This window comes from Streptomyces sp. NPDC089799 (assembly GCF_040684755.1).
Classification (GTDB): domain Bacteria; phylum Actinomycetota; class Actinomycetes; order Streptomycetales; family Streptomycetaceae; genus Streptomyces.
In genome coordinates this window covers 82,528-102,116 of the sequence record NZ_JBFBGR010000007.1, presented here as the reverse complement: position 1 = coordinate 102,116, position 19,589 = coordinate 82,528, and the positions used below count along the sequence as shown (strand labels likewise).

At 70.4% G+C, this 19,589-nt stretch carries 18 protein-coding genes; 10 read left to right on the top strand and 8 right to left on the bottom strand.

Annotated features, from left to right (window positions below; all coding sequences use genetic code 11):
• The first annotated feature begins 2 nt into the window (after positions 1-2).
• From AB0O36_RS09385 to AB0O36_RS09375, 3 genes are read left to right on the top strand one after another with little or no spacing between them, the layout of a single operon-like run.
• Positions 3-890, top strand: coding sequence for a GNAT family N-acetyltransferase (locus tag AB0O36_RS09385; RefSeq protein WP_365106412.1), 888 nt, complete (start codon positions 3-5; stop codon positions 888-890).
• A 33-nt stretch (positions 891-923) separates the two neighbouring features.
• Positions 924-1,385: a GNAT family N-acetyltransferase gene (locus AB0O36_RS09380; protein ID WP_365106902.1), complete on the top strand. Its 462-nt coding sequence runs from the start codon at positions 924-926 to the stop codon at positions 1,383-1,385.
• 55 nt (positions 1,386-1,440) lie between these two features.
• Entirely contained in the window at positions 1,441-2,619 is a 1,179-nt protein-coding gene (locus AB0O36_RS09375) for a winged helix DNA-binding domain-containing protein (RefSeq protein ID WP_365106410.1), read from the top strand.
• Positions 2,620-2,738: 119 nt separating this feature from the next.
• Here AB0O36_RS09375 and AB0O36_RS09370 read toward each other — a convergent pair whose 3' ends face one another.
• The gene (locus AB0O36_RS09370; RefSeq protein WP_365106407.1) at positions 2,739-4,139 is read right to left on the bottom strand and encodes a serine hydrolase domain-containing protein; all 1,401 of its coding nucleotides are present in this window, start codon (positions 4,137-4,139) and stop codon (positions 2,739-2,741) included.
• Between the two features lie 10 nt (positions 4,140-4,149).
• Positions 4,150-5,625, bottom strand: coding sequence for a replicative DNA helicase (gene dnaB, locus AB0O36_RS09365; RefSeq protein WP_365106406.1), 1,476 nt, complete (start codon positions 5,623-5,625; stop codon positions 4,150-4,152).
• 435 nt (positions 5,626-6,060) lie between these two features.
• Here dnaB and AB0O36_RS09360 point away from each other — a divergent pair, with 435 nt between their 5' ends.
• Positions 6,061-7,422, top strand: a complete 1,362-nt coding sequence (locus AB0O36_RS09360) for an MATE family efflux transporter (protein ID WP_365106404.1) — start codon at positions 6,061-6,063, stop codon at positions 7,420-7,422.
• A gap of 129 nt (positions 7,423-7,551) precedes the next feature.
• Here AB0O36_RS09360 and rplI read toward each other — a convergent pair whose 3' ends face one another.
• The 4 genes from rplI to rpsF form a co-directional block, all read right to left on the bottom strand.
• Positions 7,552-7,998 carry a 50S ribosomal protein L9 gene (gene rplI, locus AB0O36_RS09355; protein WP_365106401.1) on the bottom strand — a complete coding sequence of 149 codons (447 nt, stop codon included), beginning with the start codon at positions 7,996-7,998 and terminating at the stop codon, positions 7,552-7,554.
• Positions 7,999-8,016: 18 nt separating this feature from the next.
• A complete protein-coding gene (rpsR, locus tag AB0O36_RS09350) occupies positions 8,017-8,253 on the bottom strand; it encodes a 30S ribosomal protein S18 (protein WP_005315025.1) in 237 nt (78 codons plus the stop codon).
• 43 nt (positions 8,254-8,296) lie between these two features.
• Complete coding sequence (locus AB0O36_RS09345; protein WP_365106399.1) at positions 8,297-8,887, bottom strand: single-stranded DNA-binding protein; 591 nt, start codon at positions 8,885-8,887, stop codon at positions 8,297-8,299.
• Positions 8,888-8,962: 75 nt separating this feature from the next.
• Positions 8,963-9,253: a 30S ribosomal protein S6 gene (gene rpsF, locus AB0O36_RS09340; protein WP_004950685.1), complete on the bottom strand. Its 291-nt coding sequence runs from the start codon at positions 9,251-9,253 to the stop codon at positions 8,963-8,965.
• A 233-nt stretch (positions 9,254-9,486) separates the two neighbouring features.
• Here rpsF and AB0O36_RS09335 point away from each other — a divergent pair, with 233 nt between their 5' ends.
• The 3 genes from AB0O36_RS09335 to AB0O36_RS09325 all read left to right on the top strand — a co-directional run bounded on the left by AB0O36_RS09335 (position 9,487) and on the right by AB0O36_RS09325 (position 12,110).
• Complete coding sequence (locus tag AB0O36_RS09335) at positions 9,487-9,804, top strand: hypothetical protein (RefSeq protein ID WP_365106398.1); 318 nt, start codon at positions 9,487-9,489, stop codon at positions 9,802-9,804.
• Positions 9,805-9,910: 106 nt separating this feature from the next.
• On the top strand, positions 9,911-11,029 hold the full coding sequence (locus tag AB0O36_RS09330; protein ID WP_365106395.1) for a peptidoglycan bridge formation glycyltransferase FemA/FemB family protein: 1,119 nt from the start codon (positions 9,911-9,913) through the stop codon (positions 11,027-11,029).
• Between the two features lie 49 nt (positions 11,030-11,078).
• On the top strand, positions 11,079-12,110 hold the full coding sequence (locus tag AB0O36_RS09325) for an alanine racemase (protein ID WP_365106392.1): 1,032 nt from the start codon (positions 11,079-11,081) through the stop codon (positions 12,108-12,110).
• A 42-nt stretch (positions 12,111-12,152) separates the two neighbouring features.
• On the opposite strand, the gene AB0O36_RS09320 is transcribed toward AB0O36_RS09325, so the two are convergent.
• Together AB0O36_RS09320 and AB0O36_RS09315 are read right to left on the bottom strand one after the other, a co-directional pair.
• Complete coding sequence (locus AB0O36_RS09320) at positions 12,153-13,607, bottom strand: glycosyltransferase 87 family protein (protein WP_365106390.1); 1,455 nt, start codon at positions 13,605-13,607, stop codon at positions 12,153-12,155.
• Between the two features lie 23 nt (positions 13,608-13,630).
• Positions 13,631-16,252, bottom strand: a complete 2,622-nt coding sequence (locus AB0O36_RS09315) for a transglycosylase domain-containing protein (RefSeq protein ID WP_365106387.1) — start codon at positions 16,250-16,252, stop codon at positions 13,631-13,633.
• A 224-nt stretch (positions 16,253-16,476) separates the two neighbouring features.
• On the opposite strand from AB0O36_RS09315, the gene AB0O36_RS09310 reads away from it, so the two are divergent.
• The 3 genes from AB0O36_RS09310 (at position 16,477) to AB0O36_RS09300 (ending at position 19,576) form a co-directional block, all read left to right on the top strand.
• On the top strand, positions 16,477-17,079 hold the full coding sequence (locus AB0O36_RS09310; protein ID WP_365106384.1) for a helix-turn-helix transcriptional regulator: 603 nt from the start codon (positions 16,477-16,479) through the stop codon (positions 17,077-17,079).
• A 51-nt stretch (positions 17,080-17,130) separates the two neighbouring features.
• The gene (locus AB0O36_RS09305; protein WP_365106382.1) at positions 17,131-18,213 is read left to right on the top strand and encodes an inositol-3-phosphate synthase; all 1,083 of its coding nucleotides are present in this window, start codon (positions 17,131-17,133) and stop codon (positions 18,211-18,213) included.
• 94 nt (positions 18,214-18,307) lie between these two features.
• Complete coding sequence (locus AB0O36_RS09300) at positions 18,308-19,576, top strand: MFS transporter (RefSeq protein WP_365106379.1); 1,269 nt, start codon at positions 18,308-18,310, stop codon at positions 19,574-19,576.
• Positions 19,577-19,589: the final 13 nt, after the last annotated feature.

Here is a 19,589-nt window from a genome sequence, read left to right as displayed (position 1 = left end):
CGGTGACACCATCACACCTCACCGACCTGCCGATCCGCCCGCTGACCGTGGACGATCTCACCCGCTGCGCCGACCTCTCCGAGGACCGCGGCTGGCCCCGCGAGGAACACAAGTGGGGCCTGCTGCTCGCCGCCGGGACCGGCTACGGCATCGACGCCCCCGACGGCCGGGGTCTGGCCGCGTGCTGCGTGGTCACCCGGTACGGAGGCTCCGCCGAGCGCCCGGATCTCGCCGCGATCGGGATGATGCTGGTCGCCGAGCGGTACCAGCGCCGGGGCCTGGGCCGCCGGGTGATGACGTACGTCTGTGACGAGGTCCTCCGCGGCATCCCGCTCACCCTGCACGCCACCCGGTCCGGCCGGCCGCTGTACGAGGAGCTCGGATTCAAGGCCGTCGGCCGCGCCGACATGCTCGTGGGGCCCTTCCGGGTCACGGGCACTCCGGGGAAGCACGGCACGCCGCGGGTCCGCCCCGCGGTGGCCGGGGACCTCCCGCGGATCCTGCGCCTGGACACCGAGGTCTTCGGCACCGACCGCACCCACATGATCACCCGGCTGCCCGCCTTCGCGGACCACCTGCTGGTCGCCGAGGACGCCGAGCACTCCCTCACCGGGTACGCGGCCGCCTGGCCCAACATGGACACCCATGTCGTGGGGCCGCTGATCGCCCGGGACACCGAGACCGCCCAGTCCTTGATCACTGCCCTGGGCATGAGCACCGGCCGACCGCTGCGCACCGATGTCGACGTGCGCCACGAGGAGCTGATCGGCTGGCTGAAGGAACACGGCCTGGAGTCCGTCGCCTCCAACTCCGTCATGACCAGGGACATCCCCGGACTGCCCGGTGACTGGACCCGCCGCTGGGCTCCGCTGACCCTCGCGGCGGGCTGAGGAAGGAACGGAAGGACCACCATGACCGAACCCATGACCGAACCCGCCGAACTGGCCGTCCGGCCCGCCGGCGAGGCCGACCTCGCCGCCGTCGTCGCCCTGCTGGCCGACGACCCCCTCGGCGCCACCCGCGAATCCCCCGAGGACCTGACCCCCTACCGCGAGGCCTTCAAGCGGCTCGCCGACGACCCGAACCAGCGCCTCGTCGTCGCCGTCCGCGGGGACCGCGTCGTCGGCACCCTCCAGCTGACCCTGGTCCCGGGCCTGTCCCGCAAGGGCTCCACCCGCTCGATCATCGAGGGCGTGCGGATCCACGCCGACGAACGCGGCAGCGGCCTCGGCGGCCGGCTCGTCACCTGGGCCGTCGAGGAGTCCCGCCGGGAGAACTGCCAACTGGTGCAGCTCACTTCCGACGCAACCCGCACCGATGCCCACCGCTTCTACGAGCGGCTCGGGTTCACCGCCTCCCACGTCGGCTTCAAGCTGCAGCTCTGAACCGGGTGGCGACAGGACCGGGACGGGCGCCGCGGTACCGCCGTACGATCCGGGGATGAGCAGCAGCCGCCGAAGGATCACCACCGCCGAGCGCCGGAACCGGCTCGGCGTCCGCCACCTGCTCGCTCCCCCGTTCCGCGGCACCACCGTGGCCGAGGCGGCGGACGCGGTGGTCGCCCTGCACGCGACGGACGCCGCCACCGTCTACCTGTCCGCCCGGGCCCGGCTGGCCGACACCGGCGTGGAAGCCATCGAGAAGAGCTTCTACGACGAGCACGCCGTGGTGCGGATGCTGAGCATGCGGAACACGCTGTTCGCCGTCTCCGCCGGACTGGCGCCCTGCGTGGCCTCCTCCACCGCGCTCGCCATCGCCGCGAAGGAACGCCGCACCCTGCTCAAGCACCTCCAGGACGACGGCCAGGGCCTCGACGCGGCCTGGCTGGCCGGGGCCGAGGAGGCCACCCTGGCCGCCCTCGACGCCGGGGGACCGTCCACCGGGTCCCAGCTCTCCGCGGCCGTCCCCGCCCTCTCCCGGAAGATCACGGTCGGCCGGGGTTCGAAGTGGGAGACCACCCAGGGCGTGGCCACCCGGGTGATCCGGCTGCTCGCCGCCGACGGACGGATCCGCCGGGACCGGCCCCGCGGCACCTGGACCTCCAGCCAGTTCCGCTGGACCCACTGCGCGCCCTGGCCCGAGGTCCCCGAGGACCGGGCCCGTGCCGAGCTCGCCCGTCGCTGGCTGCACGCGTACGGGCCGGCCACCGAGGCCGACCTCAAGTGGTGGACCGGCTGGACCCTCACCCACACCCGGAAGGCACTGGCCGCCGTCGGGCCCGAGGAGGTCCTGCTGGACGACGGCAGCACGGCCCTGGTGGCCCCCGGGGACGCCGGGCCCGTGCCGGAGCCGGAACCCTGGGCGGCCCTGCTGCCCGGTCTGGACCCCAGTGCGATGGGCTGGGCCGACCGCTCCTTCCACCTGGACCCTGCCCACCGACCGGCCCTCTTCGACCGGGCGGGCAACATCGGCCCCACCGTGTGGTGGAACGGCGCGATCGCCGGTGGCTGGGCCCAGCGTCCGGACGGCGGGATCGTGTGGCGGCTGCTCGGGGACCCCGGCGCCGAGGCCGGACGGGCCGTCGCCGCCGAGGCCGCGCGCCTCGCCGAGTGGATCGGGGAGGCACGGGTCACCCCGCGCTTCCGCACCCCGCTGGAACGCGAGCTGAGCGCACCCTGATCGGCCGCGCCGCGCTGCGGTCCGCCGCGGTCCTGCGTGATCCGCCGCGTTCCGCCGCGGTCCTGCGTGATCCTCCGTGATCCGCCGTGATCCGCCGCGCCGTACCGCCCGGCCGGTGCCTAGCCGATGCCCCGCCAGCCCTGCGGGTCCACCCCGCCGGGCACCGGGGCCCCGGGGTCGTACGGGAGCCGGGTGAACACGAAGGAGCCGAGGTCGAGGTGGCTCACCGTGCCGTCCGCCCGGCGCACGGCCCGCAGCGTCTCACCGGCGTAGTAGCCGGTCAGCCCGGTCCAGGTGCCGTCCCCGGCGGGCCGGAACCGTGCCGAGCGGCCCGTCTCCCCCAGCGGGACCATGTCCAGCAGCCCGTCGGCCGTCAGCCGCAGGCCGAACGGCGAGGTCCCCCAGTACCAGGGCCCCACCACGTCCAGCGCCACCGGGTCCGACTCCCGCAGCGGCCGCCAGGGCTCCGGGATGCGCGGCTCCGCCTCGGCCACGATCCGCACCAGGTCCATCGCCACCCCGGCCGCCGGCAGGCCCGAGGTGCAGTTGGCGAGCACCACCGCGGCCACGTCGTCCGCCTCGCTGAACCAGAGCCCGGCCACGAACCCCGGCAGGGAGCCACTGTGCCCGGCCAGTCGCCGCCCCTCCGTCTCGGCCAGCTGCAGGCCCAGCCCGTACCCGGCGTCGGCGCTGCCCGGCTCCGGCGGAGCGGCGGCCGTACGCATCTCCCGTACCGACTCCGCACCCAGCACCCGGTCGTCGCCCCGGGCCAGGAACACCGCGAACCGGGCCAGGTCGCGGGTGGTCGACCACAGCTGGCCGGCCGCGGCCATCAGCCCCAGGTCCTCCGCCGGCTCCGGCATCATCACGTCCGCCCACGGGTGCACCGCCCAGCCGCCCGCGTGCGGTGCCACCGGCTGCGCGCCGGTCCGGCCCAGGCCCAGGGGGTCCAGCACCTCGGCCCGCAGGACGTCCTCCCAGGGGCGCCCGCGAAGCTCCTCGACCAGCGAACCCAGCAGCGTGTAACCGGGGTTGGAGTAGTGGAAGCGCCGGCCGGGAACGTGCCGGAACGGCTCCTCGCCCAGGACGTCGGAGAGTTCCGGCCGGAGCGCCGCGGAGCTCCGCTCCCACCACTCGCCGGGGGTCTCCGCCGCCAGGCCGCCCGTGTGGGCCAGCAGCTGACCGATGGTCACCTCGCCCACGCCGGTCCCCGGCAGGTGCTTCTCCAGCGGATCCCCGAGGTCCAGCAGGCCCTCGTCGCGGAGCCGCATCACCAGCACCGCGGTGAACGTCTTGCTGATCGAACCGATCCGGTACTGCACCGCGCCGTCCGGCCCGTGGCCCTCCACCATCGTCCGGGAGCCCTCCCAGACGATCTCCCCGCCCCGCGCGACGGCCGCCGCCAGCGACGGCGACCGCCCTTCGGACTGGGCCACCGCGATCCGGTGCAGCAGTGAGCGACGGGTGGAGGGGAGGAGGGCCTCATCCGGCAGGGCCTCGCCCGAGGGCATGTCAGTCATGCCCGGGATGCTACGTGTTGGCCATGTCCACGAACCGCGAATAATGGCCCTGGAAGGCCACGGTGATCGTCGCCGTGGGGCCGTTACGGTGCTTGGCCACGATCAGGTCGGCCTCGCCGGCGCGCGGCGACTCCTTCTCGTACGCGTCCTCGCGGTGCAGCAGGATCACCATGTCGGCGTCCTGCTCGATGGATCCGGACTCACGCAGGTCGGAGACCATCGGCTTCTTGTCCGTACGCTGCTCGGGGCCACGGTTCAGCTGGGACAGCGCGATCACCGGCACCTCCAGCTCCTTCGCCAGCAGCTTCAGGTTTCGCGACATGTCCGAGACCTCCTGCTGGCGGCTCTCGGGCCGGCGCGCGCCACCCGACTGCATCAGCTGGAGGTAGTCGATGACGACCAGCTGGAGGTCGCTGCGCTGCTTGAGCCGGCGGCACTTGGCGCGGATCTCCATCATCGACAGGTTCGGGGAGTCGTCGATGTAGAGCGGGGCGGCGGACACATCGGGCATGCGGCGGGCCAGCCGGGTCCAGTCGTCGTCCGTCATCGTGCCCGAGCGCATGTGGTGCAGCGCCACCCGCGCCTCGGCGGACAGCAGGCGCATCGCGATCTCGTTGCGGCCCATTTCGAGGGAGAAGATCACGCTGGGCAGGTTGTTCTTGATCGAGCAGGCCCGGGCGAAGTCCAGGGCCAGGGTGGACTTGCCCATCGCGGGGCGGGCGGCGATGACGATCATCTGGCCGGGGTGCAGCCCGTTGGTCAGCGAGTCCAGGTCGGTGAAGCCCGTGGGGACGCCGGACATCTGGCCGCTGCGCGAACCGATGGCCTCGATCTCGTCGAGCGCGCCCTCCATGATGTCGCCCAGCGGGAGGTAGTCCTCGGAGGTCCGCTGCTCGGTGACCGCGTAGATCTCGGCCTGGGCCTTGTTGACGATCTCGTCGACGTCCCCGTCGGCCGCGTACCCCATCTGCGTGATCTTCGTACCGGCGGAGACCAGGCGGCGCAGCACGGCGCGCTCGTGGACGATCTCCGCGTAGTACTCGGCGTTCGCCGCGGTCGGCACGGACTGCACCAGGGTGTGCAGGTACGAGGCCCCGCCGACCTTGCTGATCTCTCCGCGCCGGGTCAGTTCCGCGCCCACCGTGATCGGGTCGGCCGGCTCGCCCTTGGCGTAGAGGTCCAGGATCGCCTGATAGATCGTCTCGTGCGACGGGCGGTAGAAGTCGGCCCCCTTGAGGACCTCGACCACGTCGGCGATGGCGTCCTTGGACAACAGCATGCCGCCGAGCACGGACTGCTCGGCGTCGAGGTCCTGCGGGGGCACCCGCTCGAAGCCGCCACCGCCGTCCCAGGAGCCGCCCTCGCCTCCTCGGTCGTGCTGCTCCTCACCGCGGCCGCGGCCCTCGCCACGGCGCTGGCGGACGGGCAGACGGTCGCCCGGACCACTGTCGGCCCAGGGGTCGTCCATGGGCTCGGGGCTACTCACCGGGCCGCCTCCTCCCGTCCGCCAAGCGGACCTCGCCGTGCCACTCTTTCTTACGGCACGGCTCTGACATGTGGGACACCCGGAGCTGCTCTCGGCGCGTCGGGCAACGTCCAACGGTAGGGCCGCGGACGACGTCAGCCAATCTTGTTATCCACAGGGTGTGTGGATGAGGTGTGGATGACGGGCCCCATCCTGTGGGTAACTCCCTCAGACCTGTGTACGGACCGGGGGACAGCACTGTGGACAAAATCACCCGACCCACCCCGTTACCCACTCTGACCTGCAAATTCTTCATCCACGGCCACGGTGGGGGAAATTAATCCGCCACTGTCTCAAGATCCCCCGCAACTCTCTCCCGGGAAGCCCCGAGCGGACCCACCAGTAAGGATCACAGCACAGTTGCATCCATTACCTGTGGAAGATTAGATTGAGCACATGACACAGGCTCCCGCGCTGCCGGAGGCGGCACCGAAGACTGCCCCGGGAACCGACCCGAAGCGGCACGACCGCGAGATCCTCGCACTGGCCGTACCGGCCCTCGGCTCACTGGTCGCCGAGCCCCTCTTCGTCATGGCCGACAGCGCCATCGTGGGACACCTCGGCACCCCCCAGCTGGCCGGCCTCGGCATCGCCGCCGCCCTGCTGACCACCGGTGTCAGCCTCTTCGTCTTCCTCGCCTACGCCACCACCGCCGCCGTCTCCCGCCGCGTCGGCGCCGGAGACCTCCGGGCCGCCGTCCGCCAGGGCATGGACGGCATCTGGCTGGCCCTGCTCCTCGGCGCCGGCGTGATCGCCGTCCTGGTGCCGACCGCGCCCGCACTGGTCGACGCCTTCGGCGCCTCCGCCACGGCGGCCCCGTACGCCGTCACCTACCTCCGGATATCCGCCCTGGGAATCCCCGCCATGCTGGTGGTCCTCGCGGCCACCGGAGTGCTGCGCGGCCTCCAGGACACCCGGACACCGCTCTACGTCGCCGTCGGCGGGTTCGCCGCCAACGGTGTACTGAACCTCGGCCTCGTCTACGGCGCCGGACTCGGCATCGCGGGCTCCGCCTGGGGCACCGTCCTCGCCCAGTGGGGCATGGCAGCCGTCTACCTCACCGTGGTCGTCCGCGCCGCCCGCCGGCACGCCGCCTCGCTGCGGCCCGACGCCAAGGGCATCCGGGCCTGCGCCCAGGCCGGTGCGCCCCTCCTGGTACGCACCCTCTCGCTGCGCGGCATGCTGATGCTGGCCACCGCCGTCGCGGCCCACCTGGGCGACACCGACATCGCGGCCCACCAGATCCTGCTCTCGCTGTGGAGCCTGCTGGCCTTCGCCCTGGACGCCATCGCCATCGCCGGCCAGTCGATCATCGGGCGCTACCTGGGCGCCGGGGACGCCGAGGGCGCCCGGGCGGTGGCCCGGCGCGCGGTCCAGTGGGGAATCGCCTCGGGCGTGGTGCTCGGCCTGCTGGTGGTCCTGACCCGGCCGCTGTTCATCCCGCTCTTCACCTCCGACCCGGCCGTACGGGACGCCCTGCTGCCCGCGCTGCTGGTGATGGCGCTCTCGCAGCCCGTGGCCGGCATCGTCTTCGTCCTGGACGGGGTCCTGATGGGCGCGGGCGACGGGCGCTACCTGGCCGGGGCCATGGTGGTGACCCTGGCCGTGTTCGCCCCGGCCGCCCTGCTCGTCCCGGCGCTCGGCGGCGGCCTGACCGCACTGTGGTGGGCCATGACCCTGATGATGCTGACCCGGATGGCCACGCTCCGGCTGCGGGCCCGCTCGGGCCGCTGGCTGGTCACCGGCGCCACCCGCTGAGCACCGCAGCGCCACAGGCAGCACCGTGCAGCCGCGTGTTTCACGTGAAACAGCCCGTTTCACGTGAAACACGCGGCGGAACGCGGAAGGGCCCGCACCCCGAGGGGTGCGGGCCCTTCTGCTGCGCACTCAGGCGGCAACGACCTCGACCGGGACGCTCGCGGCAACCTCGGCGTGCAGACGCACGGAGACCGTGTACGAACCCAGGGTCTTGATCGGGGACGCCAGCTCGACGCGGCGCTTGTCGACCTTCGGACCACCGGAAGCCTCGATCGCCTCGGCGATGTCGGCCGGGGTCACGGAGCCGAAGAGACGGCCGGCGTCACCCGAGCGGGTGGCCAGACGGACCTTCGTGCCCTCGAGCTTGGCCTTGACCTCGTTGGCCTGCTCGATGGTCGCGATCTCGTGGATCTTGCGGGCGCGGCGGATCTGCGCCACGTCCTTCTCGCCACCCTTGGTCCAGCGGATCGCGAAACCGCGCGGGACCAGGTAGTTGCGAGCGTAGCCGTCCTTGACGTCGACGACGTCACCGGCGGCGCCGAGGCCGGACACCTCGTGGGTCAGGATGATCTTCATCAGTCGGTCACCCTTTCCTTAGCGCGCGGTGGACGTGTAGGGCAGCAGCGCCATCTCACGGCTGTTCTTCACGGCCGTGGCGACGTCACGCTGGTGCTGCGTGCAGTTGCCGGTGACGCGGCGGGCACGGATCTTGCCGCGGTCGGAAATGAACTTCCGCAGCATGTTCGTGTCCTTGTAGTCCACGTACGCGGTCTTGTCCTTGCAGAACGCGCAGACCTTCTTCTTAGGCTTGCGCACAGGCGGCTTCGCCATGGTGTATCTCCTGTGTGATCAAGAAGTGGGGGTACGGGCTGCCCTAGAAGGGCGGCTCGTCCGAGTAGCCGCCGCCGGAGCCGCCGGAGTTTCCACCCCAGCCGCCACCGCCGCCACCCTGCTGGCCGCCGGCCGGAGCGCTGGAGGCCCAGGGGTCGTCGGAGGGAGCTCCGCCGCCCTGCTGGCCGCCGCCGGAGTTTCCACCCCAGCTGCCACCGCCACCGCCGCCGCCCTGCTGGCCACCGCCGTAGCCACCCTGGCCACCGCGGCCCGAGGTCTTGGTGACCTTGGCCGTGGCGTTGCGCAGGCTGGGGCCGACTTCCTCGACGTCCAGCTCGAAGACCGTGCGCTTGACACCCTCGCGGTCCTCGTACGAGCGCTGGCGGAGCCGGCCCTGTACGACGACGCGCATACCGCGCTGAAGCGACTCGGCGACGTTCTCCGCCGCCTGCCGCCACACCGAGCAGGTCAGGAACAGGCTCTCGCCGTCCTTCCACTCATTGGTCTGGCGGTCGAAGGTACGGGGAGTGGACGCGACACGGAACTTCGCGACCGCCGCACCCGAGGGGGTGAAGCGCAGCTCGGGGTCGTCGACGAGATTGCCGACGACCGTGATGACGGTCTCGCCTGCCATGGATGAACCTCTCGGCGGGGATTGCTGCTGGCTGCTTGTGCTACTCGAACCCGATTACCTCTGAACCGAAGGGGTTCAGTGGGTCTCGGGGCGGAGGACCTTGGTCCGGAGGACCGACTCGTTCAGGTTCATCTGGCGGTCGAGCTCCTTGACGACCGCAGGCTCGGCCTGCAGGTCGATGACCGAGTAGATGCCCTCGGGCTTCTTCTTGATCTCGTAAGCGAGACGACGACGGCCCCAGGTGTCGACCTTCTCCACCTTTCCGTTGCCCTCACGGACGACGGAGAGGAAGTTCTCGATCAGGGGGGAGACAGCGCGCTCCTCCAGATCGGGGTCGAGGATGACCATCACCTCGTAGTGACGCATGTGGAACCCACCTCCTTTGGACTCAGCGGCCACGGTCGTTCCGTGGCAGGAGGGTCGTGATGCGTTTGCCGCACGGTGTCATTCGATGCCGGTCGATGCCGGCAGACACCAGTGCAGACCGTACAGAGTACCTGCTCGCATCCTTCCGGTTGAAATCCGGCGGAGGAGGAACACAATCTGTAGGCATCGGGTGTGCTCGGTGCTATGCCCGCTTCAGCCAGGAGGTGCCACCCATGGCACAGGCAACGCAAGGCCAGAAGACCCCCATCTCCCTCCTGTCCACCGACGGCAAGTCCCATCCGCTGCAGGACACCCTCCTGGCGGTCACGCTGATCCTGGGAGCCGTGGCGTTCATCACGGCGTTCTTCCCCGGCCTGCACCTGCTCACCTCATGGGCCGGCCTGATCGGGATCCTGACCGGGGCCTACGGACAGTTCGTCTCCGAGACGACCCGCGAACGCTTCGGCATGATCGTCGGCCTGGGTGCCGCGGGCATCGGCTTCTACCTCGGCATGGCGAACGGCGGCCTGTTCGGCGGCCTACTGGGCTAGCCGGGGCACCTCCGCGACGGGCGCCGCTTGTCCCCCGGATGGGTGGCGCCCTCGTCACAGTAGGCTTCGCGACATACCCAGCGAAGCCGCCGGAGGAGCGCCCCGCATGAGCCTGTCCCTGAGGACCATCACCCGAGAGCAGCATCTGGCCTATCTCCAGAGCCTGCCCTCGGCGAGTCACTGCCAGGTCCCGGCGTGGGCCGACGTCAAGAACGAATGGCGCAACGAGAGCCTCGGCTGGTTCGACGGCTCCGGTGAACTCGTCGGTGTGGCCCTGGTCCTGTACCGCCAGCTGCCCAAGGTGAAGCGCTACCTCGCGTACCTGCCGGAGGGCCCGGTCATCAACTGGTACGCCCCGAACCTCGACGAGTGGCTCCAGCCGATGCTGGCCCACCTCAAGAAGCAGGGCGCGTTCACCGTGAAGATGGGCCCGCCGGTGGTCATCCGCCGCTGGAACGCGGCCGCCATCAAGTCCGGCATCCAGGACCCCGAGGTCAAGCGCCTGCGGGACGTGGAGGCCTCGCACATCGAGCCGCGTGCTTTTGAGGTGTCGGACAAGCTGCGCCGGATGGGCTGGCAGCAGGGCGAGGACGGCGGCGCCGGCTTCGGCGACGTGCAGCCGCGCTACGTCTTCCAGGTGCCGCTGGCGAACCGTTCCCTGGACGATGTCCTCAAGGGCTTCAACCAGCTGTGGCGCCGCAACATCAAGAAGGCCGAGAAGGCCGGCGTCGAGGTGGTCCAGGGCGGCTACGACGACCTGCCCACCTGGCAGCACCTGTACGAGATCACGGCCGAGCGGGACAAGTTCCGCCCGCGCCCGCTCAGCTACTTCCAGCGCCAGTGGACGGCCCTCAACTCCGAGGACCCCAACCGGATGCGGCTGTACATCGCCACGCACGAGGGGGAGCCGCTGGCCGCCGCCACGATGCTCACCGTCGGCCAGCACGTCTGGTACTCGTACGGCGCCTCCGCCAACCACAAGCGCGAGGTCCGTCCCTCCAACGCCATGCAGTGGCGGATGCTGCGGGACGCGTACGCGCTCGGCGCCAGCGTCTACGACCTGCGGGGCATCAGTGACACCCTGGACGAGAACGACCACCTGTTCGGTCTGATCCAGTTCAAGGTCGGCACCGGCGGCGAGGCCGTCGAGTACGTCGGTGAGTGGGACTTCCCGCTCAACAAGATGCTGCACAAGGCGCTCGACATCTACATGTCGCGCCGCTGACCGACGCGACAGAAGCCGAACGAAGCCGAGAGAAAGGGTCGGGGCGGGCATGGCGCTCACGCTCTACGTCGACACCGCACGCTGGCGTGCGCATCAGAAGCAGGTGTTCGACCAGTTCCCGGGGATCATCCCGGTCTGCAAGGGCAACGGCTACGGCTTCGGCCACCAGCGGCTGGCCGAGGAGGCGACCCGCCTGGGAGCCGACATCCTGGCGGTCGGCACCACCTACGAGGCCGAGCAGATCAAGGACATGTTCAGCGGGGACCTGCTGGTCCTCACCCCGTTCCGGCTGGGTGAGGACCCGGTGCCGCTGCCGGACCGGGTGATCCGCTCCGTGTCCTCGGTGGACGGCCTGCGCGGTCTGCACGGCGTCCGGGTGGTCATCGAGTGCATGAGCTCGATGAAGCGGCACGGGGTGTCCGAGCAGGACCTGGGCCTGGTGCCGGCGGCCATAGAGAACGTCCGGCTGGAGGGCTTCGCCCTGCACCTGCCGCTGGACCGGCCCGACGGCTCGGACGCCGTCGAGGAGGTCATCGGCTGGATGGACCGGCTGCGCGCGGCCCGGCTGCCGCTGCACACGATGTTCGTCAGCCACCTGCGCGCCGAGGAGCTGGCACGGCTCCAGCAGCAGTTCCCGCAGACCCGCTTCCGGGCCCGGATCGGCACCCGGCTGTGGCTGGGCGACCACGAGGCGACCCAGTACAAGGGCACCGTCCTGGACGTGACCCGGGTGGCCAAGGGCGACCGCTTCGGCTACCGGCAGCAGAAGACCGCCTCGGACGGCTGGCTGGTGGTGGTCGCGGGCGGAACCTCGCACGGCGTGGGCCTGGAGGCTCCCAAGGCGATGCACGGGGTGATGCCGCGGGCCAAGGGCGTGGCCCGGGCCGGCCTCGCCACGGTCAACCGGAACCTTTCTCCGTTCGTGTGGGCGGGCAAGCAGCGCTGGTTCGCGGAGCCCCCGCACATGCAGGTCTCCATCCTGTTCGTGCCCTCGGACGCGACGGAGCCGCACGTGGGCGACGAGCTCGTGGCGCACCTGCGGCACACCACCACCCAGTTCGACCGCTCCGTCGACCGCTAGGGCCGGTTCAGGGGCGCCCCTGGTTCAGGGGCGCCCGCCGGTTCAGGGGCGAACGCCCCACTCGACCCGCTGTCCTTCCGAGGGCGCCGCTTCCTGCGGCGCCCTCGCGGCGTCTCCGAGCACGAACACGTCCGGGGCCCCGTCCAGCACCCCGCCCGAGGGGTCGTCCGAGCCGTCGCGGCGCACCGGGTCCCGCTCGGGCCGCAGGATGTCGCGTACGACGACCGCGCACAGGTAGAGGGTGCACAGCAGGTGGGCGGCGATCGCCAGCTGGTAGCCCTCCACGGGCAGGCCCTGGTGCTTGTCCCCGCTGGTGGTGTAGGCGAGGTACATCCAGATCCCGAGGAAGTAGACGACCTCTCCGGCCTGCCAGATCAGGAAGTCCCGCCAGCGCGGCCGGGCGAGGGCGGCGAGCGGGATCAGCCACAGCACGTACTGCGGCGAGTAGACCTTGTTGGTCAGGATGAAGACGGCGACCACCAGGAAGGCGAGCTGGGCGAACCGGGGCCGCCTGGGGGCGGTCAGGGCGAGCAGCCCGACGGCCGCGCACAGCACCAGGTTCAGCACGGTGGCGTAGGTGTTGGCGTCCTCCAGGGGGTTCCCGGAGCGCTGGGAAATCAGCAGCCATACCGAGCCGAAGTCGATGGGGCGTTCCTGGCTGAAGGTGTAGAACTTCGTCCAGCCTTCCCAGGCCCCGGCCATCACGGGCAGGTTGACCAGCAGCCAGGAGCCGGCGGCGCCCAGGAGGGCGGTTCCGAAGGCCCGCCACTTCCCGGCCCGCCAGCACAGCACGAACAGCGGGCCGAGCAGCAGGACGGGGTAGAGCTTGGCGGCGGTGGCCAGGCCGATGAGGATGCCGAAGCCGAGGGCCCGGCCGCGGGACCACATGAGCATCGCGGCCGCGGTCAGGGCAATGGCCAGCAGGTCCCAGTTGATGGTGGCGGTGAGCGCGTAGGCCGGTGCCAGGGCGAACAGCAGCGCGTCCCAGGGGCGCCGGCGGTGGGTGCGGGCGACGCAGACGGCGATGACGGCAGCGCAGGCCATCAGCATGCCGGCGTTGACCATCCAGTAGATCTGTTCGCGGTGCTGCATGGAGCCGCCGCCCGGGGTCAGCCAGGAGGCGACCTCCATGAAGAGGCCGGTGAGGACCGGGTACTCCAGGTACTCCATGTCGCCGGGCAGCCGGTCGAAGTACGGCGTGAGGCCGTCGGCGAAGCCGCGTACGACGAACAGGTGCGGGATGTCGGAGTAGCAGGCGTGGGTGTACTGGGAACTCGCGCCCTTGAACCAGGCCCAGTCGTAGCACGGCACCTTCTGCACCATGCCCAGGGCGAACATGCCGAGGGCGACGAGGACCACGACCCGTACCGGGGTGAGCCAGTGGCCTCCCCGCAGGGCGTGGCGGCCGAGCGGGCCGCCGATGAGCTCGCTGCCTGCGGCGGCCAGACCGTCCTCCCGGGTGGGCGGTACGGGGTGGTCCTCGTGCACCTTGGTCATGCGTTCATCCTGCCGTACGGGGCTCAGCCGCCGCCGGTGGTGCCGGTACCCCAGATGGTGCTGCCGGTGGTGGTGCCCCCGTCGCTCCGGCCCGGCCTCTTGGTCGTGAAGGTGGGGCTCGGGTCCGGGTCCCCGGTGGGACCGCGGTCCGTGCCCCCGTCGGTCATCCCGCCGGTGTCGGTTCCGGTGGTGGTGCCGCCGTCGTTGTTGCAGCTCCACTGCCACGGCTTGCAGGACGGCTTGCCGCCCTTGGACGGGGAGGGCTTCGACGGGCTGGGGCTGGGCTCGGGGTCCTTGGACTTCGACGGCGACGGGGTGATGCTCGGCGAAGGCGTCGGCGAGGGGGCTCCGGCGGAGTCCGCGGTCACGCCGATGTCCTCGGCCTCGGGGAAGTCCTTCACCGGGGTGCCCTTGAGGGCGACCTTCATGTACTCGGTCCAGATCTCGGCCGGGATGTCACCACCGTGGATGGAGTCGATGCCGCCGACGCCGTTCATCGACTCGAGCGTCTTCTCCTTGGCGTTGGGGTCGGTCCGGAAGAGCGTCACGGCGGTGGAGAGCTCGGGGGTGTAGCCGACGAACCAGGCCGACTTGTTGTAGTCGGTGGTACCGGTCTTGCCGGCGGCCGGCCGGCCCAGCTTCTTGGCCTTGGTGCCGGTGCCGTTCTGGACGACGTTCTCCAGCACCTTGGTGACGTTGTCGGCGATGGCGTTGTCCATCGCCCGCTCCGCCTTGGGTGCCTCGAAGCCGTCCAGCGTCTGACCGTCCTTGATCACCTTGGTCACCGAGAACGGCTCGTGGTGGGTGCCGGAGGCGGCGAAGGTCGCGTAGGAGTCGGCCATCCGGATGGCGCTGGGGGTGGAGGTGCCGAGCGCGAAGGAGGCGTCGTTGTTCGGGTTCATCGAGTCGCGCAGGATGCCGGTGGACGCGGCCATCTTGCGCACCTTCTCGTGGCCGACGTCGAAGACGAGCTGGGCGAACGGCACGTTGATGGACTTCTCCATCGACTCGTTGAGCGTGACGTAGCCGTACTGGGTGGGGCTCTCGTTCTTCTGCCTGAAGGGCCTGCCCTTGCTGTCCCGCAGCGGCTTGCCCTCCCGGTTGTTGATCACGGTGAGGTCGTTGGCCATGTACTTGCTGTCGGCCGAGATGCCCCGGCCGTCGGAGTTCTGGGTGCCGTACTCCATGGCCGCGGCCAGCACGTAGGGCTTCCAGGTCGAGCCGACCGGGACGCCGGTGGTGTTGGCGTTGTTGTTGAAGTACTTCTGGTCCCAGCCCGGGCCGCCGTACAGGGCGACGATGGCACCGGTCTTCACGTCCACCGAGGCCGCGCCGAACTGCACGTTCGTGTCGTGCTCGGGGCGCTTGACCGGGTCCAGGAAGTCCTTGCGGGTGTCGTCCACGGCCTTGGCCAGCGCGTCCACCTTGGGCTTCTGGAAGGTGGTGGTGATCCGGTAGCCACCGCGGGACATCTGCTCCGGGGTGAGGCCCTTGGTCTTCATCACGTACTGCTTGGCCGTCTCGACCAGGTAGCCGGTCTGTCCGGCGAGCGAGCGGGCCTGCGCGGGGTCGATCAGCTTGGGGAAGCCTGCCGCCTTGGCCTGGTCGCGCTCCTGGGGGCTCATCCGGCCCACCTCGGCCTCGCGGTCCAGGACCCAGGCCCAGCGCTTCTGGGCGCGTTCGGTGTTCAGCTTGGGGGTGGCCTGGCTGCCGATGCCGCCGTCCGGGTTGTAGAGGTTGGGGCCCTTCAGCACCTGGGCCAGGAAGGCGCTCTCGGACGGGGTGAGCTCGTCGCAGTCCTTGCCGAAGTAGGCGCGGGAGGCGGCCTGGATGCCGTACGCGTCCCGGCCGTAGTAGGCGGTGTTCAGATAGCCGGCGAGGACGGTGTCCTTCTCCTCGCTGACACCCAGCTTGATCGCGATGAACAGCTCCGTGACCTTGCGCTTCAGGGTCTGCTCGGAGCTGAGGAAGTTGTTCTTGACGTACTGCTGGGTGATGGTCGAGCCGCCCTGGGTGTCGCCGCCGGTGGCCATGTTGAACACGGCTCGGCCCACGCCCATGGGGTCGACGCCCTTGTCGGTCTCGAAGGACGCGTTCTCGGCGGAGATCACCGCGTTGCGCATCGACAGCGGGATCTCTTCGATCTTGACGATCTGCCGGTTGGTCTCGCCGCCCGTCGCCGCCATCTGGGTCCCGTCGGCCCAGTAGTAGACGTTGTTCTGAGCCTGGGCCGCCTTGTTGGGGTCCGGCGTGCCCACCATGGCGATACCGATGCCGGCGCCGGCCGTCACGATCGCGAAGAATCCGAGCGCCGTACCGCCGACCAGCTTCCACGAGGGCATGAACCGCTGCCAGCCGTCCTTGTCGGACCGCGGGTAGTTGATCAGCCGCTTGTCAGGTCGGCCCGTCCCGTTGCCCCCGCCCCGGCCGCGGCCGGAGACTCGCTGTGCGGCCCGGCGGGCCTCGGCTCTGCCGCCGGGGCCCTGCTGATCACCGTACGGGCTTCCGTACGGACCACTGTGCGATGTGGTGGGGACGTTGCGTCCGGGCACGGACCCTCGGCCGGGGCGCTGCTGCGCAGCCCGGCGGGACGCTGCGCGGCCGCCGCCCTCGGGCTGCGGCGGTTTGCGGCGGTGCTCGCTCATGGCGGACAGACTACGCACGCGCAAAACCCGCCCAGTGCCCTGGTTCACCCCAAAACAGGCAACTGACCTGCTGTGAATTGGATCCGATCCGGCAATGTGACGCCGGTCACAGGGTGTCCACTTGTCGCCGGGCGCAGGCCGTTCTATCGTGCTGATGTATCGAGTCGATACATCAGCTCGGCATAAAGAGTTGCGAACTCAGGGGTGAGGGAGGACGTGGGCGGATGAGCAGACGCTCCGGCATCCTCGAGTTCGCCGTGCTCGGCCTGCTCCGCGAGTCCCCCATGCACGGATACGAGCTGCGGAAGCGGCTCAACACCTCGCTGGGGGTGTTCCGGGCGTTCAGCTACGGCACGCTCTACCCCTGCCTCAAGACGCTGGTCGCCAACGGCTGGTTGATCGAGGAACCCGGCAATGCTCCGGAAGACGCCCTCGCCGCTTCACTCGCAGGGCGGCGGGCCAAGATCGTCTACCGGTTGACGCCCGCGGGGAAGCAGCACTTCGAGGAGCTCCTCGCGCACACCGGGCCCGAGGCCTGGGAGGACGAATCCTTCGCCGCCCGCTTCGCCTTCTTCGGCCAGACCGAACGCGAGGTGCGGATGCGGGTCCTGGAGGGGCGCCGCAGCCGGCTGGAGGAGCGTCTGGAGAAGATGCGCGCCTCCCTCGCCCGCGGGCGGGAACGCCTCGACGACTACACGCTCGAGCTGCAGCGTCACGGTATGGAGTCCGTGGAGCGCGAAGTGCGCTGGCTGAACGAGCTCATCGAGAGTGAGCGGGCGGGACGGGACCAGCGAAGTCCCGGTCCGTCCGACGAAACCACACACTGAGGCCCTGCTTCCCAGCAGGTCCTCGTCCGAGAACGAACAGGGAGCAACCGAATGGGTTCGGTTCGCGTAGCCATCGTCGGCGTGGGCAACTGCGCCGCCTCGCTGGTGCAGGGTGTCGAGTACTACAAGGACGCCGACCCGGCGTCCAAGGTCCCCGGCCTGATGCACGTGCAGTTCGGCGACTACCACGTGCGCGACGTCGAGTTCGTCGCCGCGTTCGACGTGGACGCGAAGAAGGTCGGCCTCGACCTCTCGGACGCCATCGGCGCCAGCGAGAACAACACCATCAAGATCTGCGACGTCCCGCAGTCCGGCGTGACCGTGCAGCGCGGCCACACCCTCGACGGTCTCGGCAAGTACTACCGGGCCACCATCGAGGAGTCGGCCGAGGCCCCGGTCGACGTCGTCCAGATCCTCAAGGACAAGCAGGTCGACGTCCTCGTCTGCTACCTCCCGGTCGGTTCCGAGGACGCTGCGAAGTTCTACGCGCAGTGCGCCATCGACGCCAAGGTCGGCTTCGTCAACGCCCTCCCGGTCTTCATCGCCGGCACCAAGGAGTGGGCGGACAAGTTCACCGAGGCCGGTGTCCCGATCGTCGGCGACGACATCAAGTCGCAGGTCGGCGCCACCATCACGCACCGCGTGATGGCGAAGCTCTTCGAGGACCGCGGTGTCGTCCTCGAGCGCACCATGCAGCTGAACGTCGGCGGCAACATGGACTTCAAGAACATGCTCGAGCGCGAGCGCCTGGAGTCCAAGAAGATCTCCAAGACCCAGGCCGTCACCTCGCAGATCCGTGACCGCGAGCTGGGCGAGAAGAACGTCCACATCGGCCCGTCCGACTACGTCGCGTGGCTCGACGACCGCAAGTGGGCGTACGTCCGCCTTGAGGGCCGCGCCTTCGGTGACGTTCCGCTGAACCTCGAGTACAAGCTCGAGGTGTGGGACTCCCCGAACTCGGCGGGTGTCATCATCGACGCCCTGCGCGCCGCGAAGATCGCCAAGGACCGCGGCATCGGCGGCCCGATCCTCTCCGCCTCCTCGTACTTCATGAAGTCCCCGCCGGTCCAGTACTTCGACGACGAGGCCCGCGAGAACGTCGAGAAGTTCATCAAGGGCGAGGTCGAGCGCTAAAGAGCGGGAGGACCGCCTGGTCTTCGCTCTCTCTTCCGCGGAGGGTCCCCGGACAATGTGTCCGGGGACCCTCCGCGTGTGTGACCCTTCCCTCATGCCTGTCGTACGGGATCTGCGCGTGCTGCTGCGCCTGAGGGACTTCCGGAACCTGCTCGCCGTACGACTCCTCTCCCAGGCGGCCGACGGCGTCTACCAGGTGGCCCTCGCCACGTACGTGGTCTTCTCCCCGGAGAAGCAGACCTCGCCGGCGGCCATCGCCTCCGCCATGGCGGTCCTGCTGCTGCCCTACTCCGTGATCGGCCCCTTCGCCGGCGTGCTGCTCGACCGCTGGCGGCGCCGGCAGGTCTTCCTCTACGGCAATCTGCTCCGCGCCTTCCTGGCCTGCGTCACCGGGATGCTGATCGCGGCCCAGGTGCCGGACTGGCTCTTCTACGCCTCCGCGCTGTCGGTCACCGCCGTGAACCGCTTCGTGCTGGCGGGGCTGTCCGCCTCGCTGCCCCGGGTGGTCGGCCCCGGCCTGCTGGTCACCGCGAACGCCCTGTCGCCCACCGCGGGCACCCTGGCCGCCACGGCCGGGGGAGGGCTCGCCTTCCTGGTGCGCATGCTCTCCTCCGGCACCGGCGGCCTGGTGGTCCTCCTCGGTGCCGCCCTGTACCTGGCCGCGGCCCTGGCCTCGCTGCGGCTGGCCGTCGGTCTGCTCGGCCCCGACCACGATCCCGAGCACAGGTACCCGTCGGTCCCCGAAGGCGTCGCCCTGACCGTACGGGGCATGGCGGAGGGACTCCGGCACCTGGCCCGGCGCAGGGAGGCCGCCCAGGTGCTGGCCGCGATGACCCTGATGCGCTTCTGCTACGGCGCGCTCTTCGTGATGCTGCTGATGCTGTGCCGGTACGCCTGGTCGGAGCAGGAGGCCGACGGCCTGGCGCTGCTGGGACTGGCGGTCGGCGTCTCCGGTGCGGGCTTCTTCGCCGCCGCGGTGGTCACACCGCCGATGGCGGCCCGGCTGGGCACCAGGGGCTGGATCACGGCCTGTGCGGGGGGCGCCGCGGTGCTGGTCCCCGCCCTGGGACTGTTCTTCACGCCCGGGCCGATGCTCGCCGCGGCGTTCGTCCTGGGCCTCGCCACCCAGGGGGCCAAGATCGCCACCGACACCGAGGTCCAGTCCCGGGTGGAGGACGACTTCCGGGGCCGGGTCTTCTCCGTCTACGACGTGCTCTTCAACGTCGCCTTCGTCGGAGCGGCGGCGGTGTCCGCGCTGGTACTGCCGCCCGACGGGAAGTCGGTGGTGCTGATCGTGGCGGTGTCCCTGCTGTACGCCGCGATCGCGACGGCGCTGGCCCGGGAGGGCCGACGTTTCACGTGAAACACGGCAGATG

Coding starts and splice junctions, on each gene's coding strand:
- AB0O36_RS09380 (WP_365106902.1), top strand. CDS start 924: ATGACCGAACCCGCCGAACTGGCCGTCCGGCCCGCCGGCGAGGCCGAC.
- rpsR (WP_005315025.1), bottom strand. CDS start 8,253: ATGGCGAAGCCGCCTGTGCGCAAGCCTAAGAAGAAGGTCTGCGCGTTC.
- AB0O36_RS09330 (WP_365106395.1), top strand. CDS start 9,911: ATGAGCCTGTCCCTGAGGACCATCACCCGAGAGCAGCATCTGGCCTAT.
- AB0O36_RS09310 (WP_365106384.1), top strand. CDS start 16,477: ATGAGCAGACGCTCCGGCATCCTCGAGTTCGCCGTGCTCGGCCTGCTC.
- AB0O36_RS09345 (WP_365106399.1), bottom strand. CDS start 8,887: ATGGCAGGCGAGACCGTCATCACGGTCGTCGGCAATCTCGTCGACGAC.
- rplI (WP_365106401.1), bottom strand. CDS start 7,998: ATGAAGATCATCCTGACCCACGAGGTGTCCGGCCTCGGCGCCGCCGGT.
- AB0O36_RS09325 (WP_365106392.1), top strand. CDS start 11,079: ATGGCGCTCACGCTCTACGTCGACACCGCACGCTGGCGTGCGCATCAG.
- rpsF (WP_004950685.1), bottom strand. CDS start 9,253: ATGCGTCACTACGAGGTGATGGTCATCCTCGACCCCGATCTGGAGGAG.
- AB0O36_RS09370 (WP_365106407.1), bottom strand. CDS start 4,139: ATGACTGACATGCCCTCGGGCGAGGCCCTGCCGGATGAGGCCCTCCTC.
- AB0O36_RS09300 (WP_365106379.1), top strand. CDS start 18,308: ATGCCTGTCGTACGGGATCTGCGCGTGCTGCTGCGCCTGAGGGACTTC.
- AB0O36_RS09375 (WP_365106410.1), top strand. CDS start 1,441: ATGAGCAGCAGCCGCCGAAGGATCACCACCGCCGAGCGCCGGAACCGG.
- AB0O36_RS09335 (WP_365106398.1), top strand. CDS start 9,487: ATGGCACAGGCAACGCAAGGCCAGAAGACCCCCATCTCCCTCCTGTCC.
- AB0O36_RS09360 (WP_365106404.1), top strand. CDS start 6,061: ATGACACAGGCTCCCGCGCTGCCGGAGGCGGCACCGAAGACTGCCCCG.
- AB0O36_RS09320 (WP_365106390.1), bottom strand. CDS start 13,607: ATGACCAAGGTGCACGAGGACCACCCCGTACCGCCCACCCGGGAGGAC.
- AB0O36_RS09315 (WP_365106387.1), bottom strand. CDS start 16,252: ATGAGCGAGCACCGCCGCAAACCGCCGCAGCCCGAGGGCGGCGGCCGC.
- AB0O36_RS09305 (WP_365106382.1), top strand. CDS start 17,131: ATGGGTTCGGTTCGCGTAGCCATCGTCGGCGTGGGCAACTGCGCCGCC.